The organism is Akkermansia sp. 54_46, assembly GCF_001917295.1.
Lineage (GTDB): Bacteria > Verrucomicrobiota > Verrucomicrobiia > Verrucomicrobiales > Akkermansiaceae > Akkermansia > Akkermansia muciniphila.
Genome location: NZ_MNUD01000005.1, coordinates 19,350 through 33,456, shown reverse-complemented (window position 1 = coordinate 33,456; position 14,107 = coordinate 19,350). Strand labels below are relative to the sequence as shown.

The following is a 14,107-nucleotide window of genomic DNA, read 5'->3' as shown; positions in this document are numbered from 1 at the left end:
AGACCGCTATACGCAGGACGAAATTCCGGCGAACCAGACCCCGGCCATGGCCGCCGTCGTTGCCGCTCTGGTGGAACTGGGCGAGGACTGGCAAGCCGTCCAGGTATGGGCAAGGCTGGGAAAAGATGTCCTGACCCTTGCGGAGGATGAGGCCGTCCATGCGGAGACCAAAGGCCGCAGGATTTTTACAGTCTCGGACTACCCGGCTTTTATCCTGACCGACCCCGCCGCCGTGGAGTTTTTCAAGTTTTTTACCAAGGATGAGCGGGTATGAGTGGGCGGTGAGGTATGCGGGCAGCCATGAGCGTTTGTGGGAGGAGTGCAGACGGGTACTGGATGCGGGAGGTGTGGCGGCGATGAGCGGGGAGGTTGTGTTGCTTGGGTGGCTGGTGGATGGGGGGCGCGTGTTTTATGTGCATTTGGCGTGGGGGAGTGTTCATGAGTTGGTGGAGCTGGCACGGGGTTGTCTGGGCGAGCAGGCGCAGGGGGTGGAACGGGTGAGGTTTGAGCGTGGCGGGCGGGAGCGGGACAGGGGGATGCGTGAGGTGGCGTTGGTGGATTTATTAAGTATTAAAGACTAGAGATTAAATATTATGTTTATTGGTAAATTGATTGCGAATGGTTTTTTGCGCGAGGAGGCAGGTGACGGGGGCGCAAATGGCGGCGGCCCGGTGAGCCTGATGGCTGGTGCCGGAAATAATGCTGGTGGAGATGGGGCCGGAAACGGTGACGGGGATGGAGGAGAAGGAGACGGAGGCAACAGTGGTGGAGATGGCGGAAGCGGTGCGCCCGGAGCGGGCGCCGTGCTGCGGTATGATTTGGGGGATGAGGCGGCGATGACGGCATGGAGGGAGGCTCTTGGGATGAATAAGGAGTTTGCGGGCGATGAGTTTTTGCCCGCTGCCCCGGAGGGGCTGCCGGAGGGGGTGTGGGATGCGGAGGCGGTGGAGGTGCTGGGCCGCAAGGCTTGGGAGCTGGGGGTGCCGAAGGAGGCTTTTGCGGGGATTGTGCATGAGTTTGCCACCCGGAGCGCAGAGGCTCAGAGGGCGGCGGATGCCGCCGAGGCTGAGCGCGTGGCCGCTGTGAAGGCTGAGCTGGAGGGGTTGTGGGGAGATGGATATGGGGCGCATGTGAGGAGTGCGGTGAGTGCGCTGGAGATGCTGGCCAAGATGACCGGGGTGAGTGGTGAGGAGGTGCGTGCCGTGGTGGATGATCCGGTGATCGGCACGAATCCGGTGATGATCCGGCTTCTGGCTCAGATGGGGGCGATGATGCAGGATGAGCCTGCCAAGGGGCTTAACATGCCCGGGGGCGCGGCTGCCGGGGGGAAGGCGGAGGCGGAGAGGATGATGAATGATCCGAGCCACCCTTTACATGAGGCGTTTATGAATCCGAACCATGCCAATCACAGGTATGCCGATGAGCAGTATAACCGCCTGATGGGGTTTTAGGGTCATGGAGAGCGAGTAAGAACAAGAGTTATTAACATTTAGTTATTATATTATTATGGCAGTTACAATTAGCGATAATTATCAGGTCAAGTACACGAATAAGTGGGGGGTGTTGCTGCAACAGAAGGTGAGCGCATTGGAGAAGCTGGTGACGGTGGACAGGGATTGCAAGGGGGAGGTGAAGTTTATTGACCAGTACGGGGTGCTTGATTTTAAGGAGAAGACGACGCGCATGGGGAGCACCACGCTTGATGAGGCTCCTACGTTGAGGCGTTCCATGCGTCCGCGCATTTTCACCAAGGCGGTAGGGTTTGACGAGTTTGACGCGACGAAGCTTGGCGATTTGGATTTGCCGGTGAGCAAGACGCTGGAGGGGTTGAGGATGGCGGCGAACCGGAAGATGGATGATGTGATGATTGCCGCGTTTCTAGGGCAGAATTTTGTGGGTAAGGACGGGACGACGGCTAAGGCTTTTCCAGACGACCGAGTTGTTGCCAAGGATTATGTGGAGTCCGGCACGAAGGCCTCAAGCGGCCTGACGCTGGCTAAGCTGCGCCGGACGTTGCAGATGTTTCAGGAGGCGGATGCGTGGACGGAGGATAGTTCCGCCGCCGGGGATCAGCTTGTGTTTGCGTGTTCTTCCGCGCAGATTCTTAATTTGCTGAGCACGACGGAGGTGACTTCTTACGATTATAATAGCGTGAAGGCTCTGGTGGATGGGAAGGTTGATACGTTTATGGGGTTCAAGTTTGTCCGCACGGAGCTTTTGCCCAAGTCCGAGGGGGTGAGGGAGTGCCTTGCATGGGTGAAGAGCCGCGCCCAGTTCGGGCTGTGGAATGATTTTAAGGTGAAGATTTCCGTGAGGGATGATTTGGATGAGGCGTTGCAGATCCGCGCGAAGTTTGCCTGCGGGGCAACGCGTCTGGAGGAGAAGGGGTTTGTTAAGGTGCTGTGCGCACAGTAAGGAGTTGTTTCCGGGCAATGTTTGTTGCCGTGGAGCGGCGGGGGGCGGTCTGCGGGCCGCCCTCCGTTTTCAGCTTAGTTTTTTGATGATGTTATGAAGCAGTTGGATGTGGTTAATTTTGCCCTTGCCAAGTTGGGGAAGGCTCCTGTGACGGGGCTGGATGATGAGGAGGTGGGGGCTGTGTTGCGAGCCATGTGGCCGAGCGCAGTGGAGTATGTTGTGCAGGAGGTGAAGCCTGTGTGGGCGAAGAGGGTGGCGCAGTTGGAGGGTGAAGAGGATTTGCGGCTGCCCGGTTTTGTGCGGAGCGAGGCGTTGCCGGAGGGTTGTGTGGATGTGGTGGATGTGGATGGGGCCGGGTGGTGCGTGTTTGACGGGAGGTTGTTTTGGACAGGGGAAGGGAGGGAGGTGCGCGTGGTGTATTTAGTGAGGCCGGATGATGCCGCCCATGAGTGGTGTTGTGCGGATGGAGAGTTGCTGGCCGCCAAGCTGGCGTGCCTGTGCGCGTTGACCGTTACCGGGCGCGGGGATTTGGAGGGACGGCTGCAAGCGGATGTGAGGCGGCTGGAGATGAGGGCGCAGTACCGGGCGCGGTTGCAGGATATGGGACGGGGAGGGAGAGATGAAACGGTGTCTCCGTGGGGGAGGAGGGGGATTGTATGAGCGGGATGAGGGTGGCGTTTACCGGAGGTGAGTGGAACCGCATGGGGGCGATAAGGTATGATGTGGATGGGTATGGCCGGAGCGCGCAGACGATTGTGAATTTTCTGGTGCATACGTTCGGCGGGCTGATGCGGCGGCCCGGCGCGGAGAGGATGTGTGCGGTGGATGGAGGGGCCGCTTGCGGGCGGGTGCGGCTGATGGGGATGGATGTGAGTGATGAGCGGCGGTATATGGTGGTGTTTGGAGCGGGGTTTGTGGAGGTGTTCCGGCTGGATGGGAGTTTGGCCGCCCGGCTGGAGAGTCCGTGGACGGAGCAGGATTTGCCGGAGCTGCGGTGGGTGCAGTGCAATGACGTGGTGTGGGTGGTGTGCGGGAGGGTGGCTCCGCAGAGGCTGGAGAGGCATGGCGATGATGATTGGAGGCTGGCGGTGATGGAGTTTGACCGGAGTCCGAGGGAGTTTGCGATTTCCAAGGATGGGGAGGCATGGGTTGAGCGTGATGCGGGTGGGTTGATGTTTGGTGCTGACCGCCATGTGTTCCGCTCAGAGGAGTTTGGCACGAGTGTTCTTTATACTCAGCATATGGCGGAGCGGGTGGTGGTGGCGCAGACTCACGCGGAGTTGACCGGGACGGGTAATCCGCCCGAGGCCGTTCCTGATTTGTCCGCTGCGGGTACGATTGTTTTGGCGGGGCAGGAGTTGTGGACGGTGAGCGGCGATGTGCGTGTTACATGGACATGTTATAAGCAGTATTACGGGAGGACGGATTATAAGGGGAGCAAGAGTTTGGCTGATTATCCGGAGTTTTTCTTTCCCGGATGGGTGGTGAGCCGATTTGGGAGCGGGTTTAACAGCATGCGGGAGTGGTGGGCTTCCAGCGATGGGCCGCAGAGGGCGTTCGTGTGCCATGAGGGGGCGTGGACGCTGAAGACTTACGGGAATGAGGATCAGCGGTGGCAGGGCGAGTTTCAGTTGATGGGTGCGGATGCGGAGGATGAGAGTTTGAGCCCTCATAAGTTTGAGGTGCTGCACAGGTTTTGGTCATGGGACGGGGATTGGCGGAATTTTGAGTTCAGCGGCACGTGTGAACGTCCTACACGTTTGCAGTTGCGGGTGATGAAGTATAAGCCCGCGGCGACTAACTGGGGCAGGCATGAGTTGAGGCTGAATGCGTGGGATTATGAGGCGGAGGGGCTGGTTGCCGGGGTTGGCGATTATTGGGAGGAGGTGTGGGGGACGGTGCTGGAGCTGGATGGGGGGAGGCTGCTGCTGGCAGGGAAGGCCCATGCCTGTTGTTATGTGTTTGACCGGGTGGACGGCGGGGGCCGCAAGGTGGGCGCGGAACGGGATGATGGCTGCGGATGGGTGGGGGGATGTGTGTTGAAGGATGGCCGGGCGTTTTTGACCAGCGGAGGGGCAAGGTGTTGTGTGCTGGATGTGGAGAGCGGGGAGGAGAGTGAGGTGCTTTTGGAAGGGGTTGGGGATGGTTTTTTTGGCGAGGCGGTGTTGCTGGATGATGGGCGGGTGCTGCTGACTCCGTATATGGCGACGGCTTTTTATGTGTATGATCCTGCGGATGGAAGTTTGGAGAAGGTGGCGCATTCCGGGCTGGCAGTTACAAGCGGGAGTTACCGGAGGGCCGCTGTGGTGGATGGCGGGAGGGTGTTGCTTTGCCCCTGCAAGAATGGCGTTGCATGCGCGGTGTATGATCCTGTGGCGCAGAGTTTGACTGCCTGCACGGTGACCGGGAGCAAGAAGGCTGTCTGGCATGTGATGCCGTTGCGGGATGGCCGGGCTGTGTTGTTGTGCGGAGAGAGTGCTGGGGATGTGGCGGATGGGGAGGCTGCCATGGGGAGTGTGTGTTTGTATGAGGATGGGAAGGTGGTTGAGAAGATGGGTTCCTTTTTGTGGCTGGCCGGGTGTGTGGAGAGGGAGGATGGGCGTGTGGTGTTGTTGTATTTTGGTCTTGGCGGTTGGGGCGAGTTTGTATGGGATTTGGAGGATGGCAAGACGATCAAGAGCAAGGTGACGGTGAATGGGTTTTGGCCGAGGAAGTGGAAGTGGTGCGGGTGGCGCAGCGGGGGGATGGATATGGTGAATTTTTTGTCCGGTGCCGTGGGGAGAGGCGTTGATCAGGTTTGGACGGCGGCAGAGATGGGTGGGATGAAGTGGAGGGTGCTGAGGTTGAGTTATAAGACGTATGGGGGGGCCGGATTGCCTTATGAGAGGGCGGTGACGGATGTGTGGAGCAGGGGGATGTTTGGGGGAGGGTGCGGGTGGCCGAGTGCTGTGGCGATGCACCAAGGGAGGTTGTGGCTGGCCGGGACGGCGGCGAATCCACAGACGGTGTGGGGGAGCGTGGTGGATGATTTTGCCAATTTCCAGATTGGGGACAGCGATGAAGATGCGATTCAGGTGACGCTGGCGGCCAAGGATTGCCACCGGATTGTGTGGATGGAGAGCGTGAATGATTTGTTGATTGGTTCCACGGCCCAGGTTTGGCGGCTGAGCGGAGGCGAGGGCGGCGTGGTGACTCCTGATTTTTGCCGCGCTGCCGTGCAGTTGAGGGTGGGGTGCAGCCGGGTGGATGCGGAGGCGACGGATGGAGGATGCGTGTTTGTCCAGAGAGGGGGGATGAGGGTGAAGGAGCTGGGGTACAGTTTTGAGGCGGACGGGTACAGGGCCGCCGATACGACGACGTTTGCCGAGCATGCAGGCGGGCCGGGAGGGTTTGTGGGGCTGGCCGTGCAGCGCGTGCCGGAGGTGAGGATTTGGGGGGTGAGGGCTGATGGCGGGCTGGCTGTTCTGACGTATAATGCCGAGCAGCGGGTGTGCGCGTGGACGAGGCATGTGCTGGGAGGGGGCGGCAGGGCGTTGAGCGTGGCCGTGATGGATGGGCAGGATGCCGATGAGGTGTGGCTGGCTGTGGAGCGTGATGGCCGGGTTAGTCTGGAGCGGCTGGTGGAGGGGTGCGGCGTGTTCCGGGACGGATGGAGCCGTGGGGGAGATGCCGGGGCGCCGTATGAGTCCGTACTGGTTACAAATGGGCTTGCGTTTGAGCAGGGTGCGGGGGTAAAGTCAGGGAGTGTGAGCGTGCGTGCGCGGTTTGTCGCGAGCGCGGCGGATGGGGTGCGTGCAGGGTTTTGCGGGCGGTTGACGGAGTTGAGCAGGAGCCGGGGCGATGTGCTGGACGGCTGGCAGGATTTGACGGTGCCGGGGGTGTGGAGTGATGAGCTGGTGTTTGAGTTGCGGTGCGCCGGGGATGGCGATGTGCGTTTGCTGGGGTTTGATGTGCAGTTTTCAAAGTAGTTTATTGATAGATATTATATTATGGAATGGTTTCAGTTAGGTATGGCCGGTCTTCAGGGGCTGGCCGGCGCGTTCCGGGGACGCGCCGAGAGGGAAGCCGGGCGGCAGGCGCGGCAGACGGCTTATTATAATGCGTCCGCGCTGGACAGGGAGGCGGATGCGCTGGATGCGGAGAGCGCGGAGAATCAGATGAGGATGCGGGCAATGCAGGGGGTGGCCACAGGGCAGGCCGCCGCGCAGACAGCGGCGAGCGGCGTGGAACGGAGCGGGAGCGCGCTGGGGAGGGAGATGAAGGTTGCGACGCGGTTTGAGCAGGAGGTGAATGATTTGGCGGCGCGCAGTTTGCAGCGGTCTTCCGCCATGAGGGAGCAGGCCCAGATGGAGAGGTGGAAGGGGAGGCAGGCGGAGCGGGCCGGCAAGGTGTCCGGATTCGGGAGTTTGCTGAGCGGCGTGGTGCAGGGCGGCGCAACGGCTTTTAATGCTTTCAAGTAGATATGGATAAGTTTTCTTTGTTGAGCGGGTATCATGAGCCTGTGCTGGCTGATACGGGGGCCGCAACGGCTCCGGCGCGCGCGGCGGCGGAGGTGGCCGGGGAGATGGGGGCCGGGGCGAGGTTGCTGGCGCGGGAGGATGAGGAGAGGGCGCGGTTGCAGGAGAAGGCGGACAGGATGGCCGATGCGGGGAGTTTTGAGGATGTGAAGAGGTTGATGGAGGAGGAGAGAGGGTTATGGGATAATGCCGAGCTGGCGGCGGGGAATAAGCCGGGGAGGGAGGCCCGCTGGAATGCGCTGGTGAGCAAGAGGCTGGGGCCTATGTTCCGCAAGGTTAAGTTTAAGACGCCGGAGGTGAAGGAGCGGGCGCGGCTGTGGTATGATGCGTTTACGTCAACGGGCCGTATTGATGCCGGGCGCAGGGAGTTGCTGGCGAGTAAGGAGAGGGCTGCCAAGTCTTTCAAGGCGAGGTATGATTTTTGCCTGAGGGGTGGGGATTATTATGGCGCGAGGGAAGCGGTGCAGACGGCTGGCGCGGAGGGGGTGATGGAGCCGGATGAGCAGCAGTTGATGTTTCAGGATGTGAGTTTCAAGGAGACGGAGAGCAGGGTGCAGACGGCGATTCAGAGAGATCCTTTTCATGGGTTGGATGCGCTGGAGAAGTCGGGAGGGCTGGATGCGGTGAAGGGTAGGCCGGATGTGATTGAGGGGTTCCGGAAACAGGCGGAGGCGGCAAGGCGCAAGGCTCAGGCCGGAGTGGCTCAGGGGTATGTGATGGATGCGTTTGAGGGCCGGGAGTTCCGGGGAAATGATTTGAAGAAGGATGTGGAAGCGGGGCGCGTAGCCGTGGATGACGCGATGAGTTTGCGGGCGGCGGAAGAGCGGCGGAGGAAGGCTGTGGAGAAGATGGGGAAGGAGGAGGCGGAGTTGTACACGAGTCCGGAGGATTTTATGCGGGTGGATGGTTTGTTGCGGGGGTATGAGCCTGATTTGGATGTTGACGGGACGATGTATGCGGAGGTGGAGAGGGAGATTGCCACGTCCATGCTTTCCAAGACGACGAAGGAGAGGATGATGGCGGAGCTGAAGGATCTGGCCGTGGGGAATGTGCCCGCACGGTTCCGGGGGGCGGCCAGGGAAGCGGCGAGTGTGGTTGAGGGGATGGTGGATGGAGAGGTGTTCGGGAAGTGGAAAGAGACGCAGAAAGAGGGAGATTTTGCCGGGTATGAGAGGTCTATGGCGGCGGCTTATCAGGTGAGACAGGGGCTGGAGCGGTGGGTACGAGAGAATCCGGGGGCAAGCCGAGAGGAGATTAGGGCACAGGCTGAGAGGCTGGCGGCGGATGGTACAGGGGTGAAGTTGTCAGGCCGTCAGAATGTTCCGGGTGTGGCGGCTCCTGAGCCTGAAGTGAAGCTGAAGAGTGTTGGCGCGAGTGAGGTGCTGGATGAGTTGGGGGTGGATATGAATGAGCAAGGTAATGCTGCTCTGCTGCCTCCGCTGAATGGGGATTGGGGTGCTCCGGCTCAGAACAGGGAGGGATGGAGAAAGGTTCTGGAGGGTGTGAGTATGAAAGGGAAGGATTTGAGGCAGTGCCATGCTGCCGTATTCAAGGTTTTAGATGTGAAGTCCGCCAAGGATGTAGCGGCATTGAAGCGGGTGGTGGAGGAGAAGTGGGCGTGGGAGAATGGGGAGAAGTGATGTTTCTGGTTAATGTTTAATAGTTAAAAGTTTTTATGTTTGGTAATGATATTTCACAGGTAGCGGCTCAGGCGAGGGAATTTGAACGTAGCGGGAAGAGGGATAAGTTTTTGGAAGAGAGCGCGAATGCTGTTTATGATGACGGAGAGGGCAGGCAGTTGTTCCCTGTGGAGATTGATCCGGCAATGGATCGGTATTTGCGGCAGAAGGGGGAGGGTTGGCAGGCTGACGCTTATCGGAGCTGGCAACGCGGGAAGATGTTGGCCGCCGATTTGAGGAAGGGCGGGGATGATCCGATGAAAGCGGAGAAGGAGCGCGTGCTGGGCGAAGAGAGAGCCAAGGTGCAGGAGTATGTTAATGAGAGGACAAGGCGCGGCATGCCTTTGTTTCCTGATGCATTGGCGTTTAAGAGTGCTCAGGAGGATGAGGCGGAGTATGCGAGGAGAAAGGATAAGGTGGATTGGCACCGGAGCGTGTTTAACGGGGATTTGAAGAAGGTGCCGGAGAGTGTGAAGAAGGAGTTTGAGGCGCAGTTTTTCCCGGATAATGAGCTGGGGGATGAGTTGCGAGCGCGGTCGCTGGTGCTGGGATGGGCGTTGGATGAGGGAGGATATACCGAGAATCAGGTTTCGGCGCGAAACGGGGTTCCGCTACTGGAACAGATGGCTATACGGCTGAAGGAGCAGGGGGAGCAGATTGATTTTAATAAGCCGGGGCTGACGGTGTACAGGTTTCTCAGCAGGCGGGCGCAGGAGGATGCTCATGCTGACGAGTTGCTGAAGGGGGCTGCCGAGAGCGTGAGGCAGGCTGTGCTGACGGGCGGGGACGGAAGACAGGCGTTGTGGGAGCAGAGGGGACAAATGGGAGAGGATATGTATAAGAAGGTGGGGAATACATTGCGATGGGTGAAGGCGGATGCGGAGAGGACAAGGCGAGGGCTGGAGCCGGTATTGCCGCGCGTGATGGAGGGGCTGGAGTGGGCCGTGAAGTATGCTGACGGGACGGCGAACCGGATTTTTCAGCCGGAGGGGATGGCTTCAATCCACCAAGCCCTGAAGGCGATGGATGGCCTTACGGATGCCCAGATGGATGCGCTGGCGGAGATTGTGCAGCGCAAGGGCGGGAATGAGGGGAGTTATATGGCGAATGTATGGAAGGCCGGGAACCGTGGCTGGGAGGATTTAGGTAATGGAATCAGGTCTTTGCTGCGCGGCGGGATTGCCGCACAGTTGGATGTGGCGGGGGGAGTGAAGGAGTTGTTTGGCGGGGACGGGTCTGCCCTGAAGGCTGACGCGAAGGCGGCGGATGAGTATGGCCGGAGGCTGGATGCTTTTCTGGCGATGGCGCAGGGGACGTACAGGCCGATTAACAAGCCGGAGTATGGGTGGTTTGGGAATGGGGTGTTGAGCGCGGTGCGGTCTGTGCCGATTACGGCGTTGAGTTTTTCCGGCGTGGGGGCCGGAGTGGCGGCGATGTCTTATGCCGGGGATAGTTACAGTAAGGCCGTGCAGGAGCGTCCAGATGGCGGCAGGCTGGCGAGGCTGGGAGGCGCGGCGGCGAGCGGCGCGGTTCAAGGGGCGTTAGAGAGGGCAGGCGCAATGGTGTCTAAGGGGATGCTGGGGTTGAGGTCCGGGAGCGCGTTTGTGGATAAGTGGATGAGCAAGTTGAGTCTGAGCCGTCAGGCGATGCGGCTGAAGAGTTCCGCCCTGCGGGCAGGGGCGCGTTCCGGCGTGGCTGGGGGAATGGTGCTGGGCGAGGAGATGACGACGGAGAAGTTGCAGGATTTGGCCGATCCTGTGATGCAGAGTTTGGCTTCCGTGATGGCCGGGGAGGCTCCGGGGATTGATTGGGAGCGGTTTTGGAAGGATTTTACGAACCGTGACCAGAATATGGAGTTGTTTGGTTCCGTGCTGGCGTTTGCGCTGGTGGGGGCCGGGGCGCGGTTTACGGCTGAGGCCGGGATGCAGCGGCAGTTGAGCCGGGAGTATGGGAAGCTGAAGCGGACGTTTGGTTTTAGCGATTCCCTGCTTGCCCGGATGCGGGCGGAGGAGAGTGACGTGGCGCGGTATGCGATGATGCAGGATGGGATTCAGGATTTTATGCGCCAAAATTATGGGAAGGAGGTGGACGGCGTGAAGGTGGGGCTGGGTGACGCGGACGGGATGAGGAAGCTGGCTGCCCGCGGCGGGGTGAGGACGATGGATGTGGTGGCCGCCGCTGAAGCGCATGCGGCGGAGACGGCGCGAGGGGTGGATGAGGTGCGTGTGGATGGAGCGGAGGTGCAGGAGGGGAAGGGTGCTGTGGTGGGTGTGAAGGGGCCGGAGAGCGGCGGCGTGAGCGAGGTGGGGAGTGGGCCTGTGCTGAGTTTTGAGCATGGGCCTGTGCCGGAGCGCAAGGGTGGAAGGCAAGTGGATGAGAAGGAGGCGATGAAGCAGTATGTGGAGGCTGTGAATGAGCAGTTGCGGGAGTTCGGGGCGAGTCCGATCCGCGAGGAGATGAATGAGTTTACGGAGGAGATGCAGTATGTGGTGGAGCTGGGGGACAGGCCGGAGTTTTATGATACGTATGATGATGCGTATGAGGCCGTGCTGCGGCATTTGGAGGAACGGGAGGATGAGGTGGTGGCCGGGCTGAAGAGCAGCTTGCGGCAGTACCGGGATAAGGATGAGGGGTATGTTGGGAGGGTGCAGGATGAAGCGAATGAGGAGATGATGCAGCATTTGAGCGATGTGGGGCAGGATGGGCGGATGAGTTTTGACCGGAGCAAGTTGAGTGTGCCGATGACGTTGGCGCAGTTGAAGACACAGGGTGATTTTATGCGTAAGTCTGCCGAAGGCCGGGAGAGGATTTATGCGGCGCAGATGGGAGTGGAGGCCGGGGTGGATGCTGCCCGGTTGCGGGTGTACGGAGCCAATGTGGCGCAGGAGTTTGCGAACGGACGGTATGAGGTGGTGAGCAGATTGTACCGGGGGGCTAATCCGTTTGACGTTTATGAGGAGTGGACGGAGGGGATGACGAAGGTGTTGATTAAGGATAATGAGTGGACGGTGGCGGAGTTTGAGGATGAACTGAAGCGGCTGGAGGGTGCAACGGGTGAGACGTTTTTGGCGACCGGGGAAGGGGTGGACAGGTTACAGGCGGTTTGCGAAGGGGTGAGCAAGGCGGCGCGAGCACATTTGATGGGGCACATTTCCGATGAGAGGCTGCCGGATAAGTTGCGGCGGTGGTTCAAGATGTTCGCTTTGTTGTTTGCCAAGTATTTTGAGTTTGCACAGGATGTGATGCTGGCGAAGAAGATGCTGGGCGCGGACGTACAGGGGAAGATGAGCGAGAAGTTTCGCCGCCTGTTGAATGATTTTGCCGGGTTTGACGAGGCGGCGATTGCGGAGCGCGCGAGGAGGGAGGAACAGGCGCAGATTGAGGCGGAGGCGATGGGGGATGTGCCGGAGATTGGAGAGTGGGTGGCCGGGAGGCTGCCGCACCCGAAGACGGCGGCTGAGGCCGGTTCCGATTTAACCGGAGAGCTGCAACGGATTTATGATGCCCTGACGACGACGCGGACGGCCAAGGGCAGACGCAGGAAGGATGGTACGCTGGGGAAGAGTTTTGAGCAACGGGTGGTGGCGCGTGCAGAGCAGTTTTTCAGCCGGGAAGGGCGTGTGTCCGATGTGCTGGAGGCGGCGAATGAGGCCGGGTTTGATTTTGCCGATTCCGGGGAGTTGTTGAGCGCGGTGTATGATAGCGTGGTGTATGGGTATAAGCGGTATGCGGCGCGAGGGGAAGGGCAGGAGGTGAGTTTCAGCATGGGGGACAGGGTAAGGCGCGTACCGATGGCGGAGGCCCGGCGTGTGGCTGATGCGTTCCACCGGGTGGAGGGGATGGAGCCTGTTGCTGCGGATGTGCCGGCAGCGTATGCTTCTGATTTGAAGGATGCGCTGGGGGATATTCGGGAACGGTATAGAGTGTTGCAGAAGGAGACTCAGGAACAGGGGTATGCGCTGGTGATGGGGGACGGGAAGCGGGTGCAGGTGGGAGGCAAGGGGTGGAGGGAAGTGAAACAGCATGCAGCCGATAGACGGGTTTTAGCTGCGTTAGCCGTGCTGCCGGAGTTGGCCGGGCGGGCTGAGTTTATTTATTCCGGCGAGAATTCAGATTTGAAACGTAAGCCTAATATAGCCAGATTTCATTATTATTTGACGAAAGCGGATTTCAAGGGGGCTTCCGATGATGGGAGTGCTGATTTGGCCTATGTGAATATTGCCGTGGCAGAGGGGAAGAATGGGGAGTTGTTTTATGATCTGGATGCTTCCACGGTGGAGGACGTAGATAGCATGAAGGGTACTTCCGCCACCCTGCAACGACCCCGCGTCCCAAACACGGGCGAGGCAGGGGATGGAGTACCCCACAAGGGAAGGGTAGCGTTGTTGAAGGAGTTTGTCAATTATGTTGACAGAGATTTAGCTGGACAAGGAAGAGAAGGGCGTGAGGTGAGTGTGCAGGATGTGGAGGCGCAAGGTGGTTTTGATGAGCATGGGGTTCTGGCTGCGGAGAATGCGGTGGTGGTGAAGCCGGATGGCGATGTAACGATGTCTGTCCGCGCTCTGCATGCAAGTCCTCACAGTTTCCGGAAGTTTGATACGGCGTTCATGGGCAAGGGCGAGGGAGCGCAGGCGTATGGCTGGGGGCTGTATTTTGCGGAGTCAGAGAAGGTGAACCGGGATTATATGAACTGGTTCGCGCAGGATAATGCGACATGGAAGTTCGGCGATGTGGAGACTTCCAATATGGAGGTGATGCATCAAGCCCTGTATGACAGGTTGTTGCCGAAGGATGCCCTGCCGGAGGTGAAGGAAGATGCGAGTGATATGATCTGGACTGTTCTCGGCGATTTGTCTGACGCCAGAGGGGATGAGGGAAAGATAGAAGCGATTAAGAAAGAGTTGCGCGAGGACATTCAACATTCCATGGAATACGGGAGTACGTACCACCAGACGCTGGAGAAGCTGGAACAGCTGGAAGGCTTTATGCTTTCTCTGCTTGACCACTTGGACGAGATAGAGATTAGGACGGGCATGCCTTCCAATTACAAGGTAGAGTTGAATGTAGAGGATTCCGAGCTGCTGGGCTGGGATTACGTGGACGAGACGGTTCTTTCTTTGTTGAAGGATTCCCCGGTGGAAGAGGTGCGGTATGCTTTGGAACGTGCCGAAAGCCGGGCGGATTACCGCGGCGAAAACGTGAGCGTTTTTGGGATGGAGAAGATGGCACGAAACAGGAGGCACAGAAGGCCGCCAGCGTGTCTTTGCTGTCCAGCGATATTAAAGGCATCAGGTACGCAGACGGCTATACCCGCGGGAAAGCGGAGGAAGAGCAGACGTATAATTACGTGATTTTTGATGGCAACGATATTAAGATTACGGCGTTTGCGGATGAGAGCACCGGGGGAGAGTGGGCGGATTATGTGGATGGGTCGGCAACGTTTTCTATAAGGGAAAAGGCGGATATTAAGAAGAAAGCGGAAACTGAGGGCACGTT

The 14,107-nt window shown here is 59.3% G+C and carries 9 protein-coding genes; all 9 read left to right on the top strand.

The window, feature by feature from the left end:
* Positions 1–274, top strand: a 274-nt coding sequence (locus BHW66_RS02020) for a hypothetical protein (RefSeq protein WP_286688841.1), incomplete at its 5' end; no start/stop codon positions are given.
* On the top strand, positions 261–581 hold the full coding sequence (locus BHW66_RS02015; RefSeq protein ID WP_046434910.1) for a hypothetical protein: 321 nt from the start codon (positions 261–263) through the stop codon (positions 579–581). The genes BHW66_RS02020 and BHW66_RS02015, both read left to right, overlap by 14 nt.
* Before the next feature lie 12 nt (positions 582–593).
* Positions 594–1,451, top strand: coding sequence for a hypothetical protein (locus tag BHW66_RS02010; RefSeq protein WP_046434912.1), 858 nt, complete (start codon positions 594–596; stop codon positions 1,449–1,451).
* Positions 1,452–1,506: 55 nt separating this feature from the next.
* Positions 1,507–2,415 carry a phage capsid protein gene (locus BHW66_RS02005; protein WP_046434914.1) on the top strand — a complete coding sequence of 303 codons (909 nt, stop codon included), beginning with the start codon at positions 1,507–1,509 and terminating at the stop codon, positions 2,413–2,415.
* 93 nt (positions 2,416–2,508) lie between these two features.
* Entirely contained in the window at positions 2,509–3,075 is a 567-nt protein-coding gene (locus tag BHW66_RS02000; protein ID WP_046434916.1) for a hypothetical protein, read from the top strand.
* Positions 3,072–6,383 carry a hypothetical protein gene (locus BHW66_RS01995; RefSeq protein ID WP_286688840.1) on the top strand — a complete coding sequence of 1,104 codons (3,312 nt, stop codon included), beginning with the start codon at positions 3,072–3,074 and terminating at the stop codon, positions 6,381–6,383. The genes BHW66_RS02000 and BHW66_RS01995 overlap by 4 nt, the downstream gene beginning before the upstream one ends.
* Positions 6,384–6,404: 21 nt before the next feature.
* Positions 6,405–6,875, top strand: coding sequence for a hypothetical protein (locus BHW66_RS01990; protein WP_094153260.1), 471 nt, complete (start codon positions 6,405–6,407; stop codon positions 6,873–6,875).
* Between the two features lie 2 nt (positions 6,876–6,877).
* Positions 6,878–8,572, top strand: a complete 1,695-nt coding sequence (locus tag BHW66_RS01985; RefSeq protein ID WP_286688839.1) for a hypothetical protein — start codon at positions 6,878–6,880, stop codon at positions 8,570–8,572.
* Between the two features lie 35 nt (positions 8,573–8,607).
* Positions 8,608–13,962, top strand: a complete 5,355-nt coding sequence (locus BHW66_RS01980; RefSeq protein ID WP_286688838.1) for a hypothetical protein — start codon at positions 8,608–8,610, stop codon at positions 13,960–13,962.
* Positions 13,963–14,107: the final 145 nt, after the last annotated feature.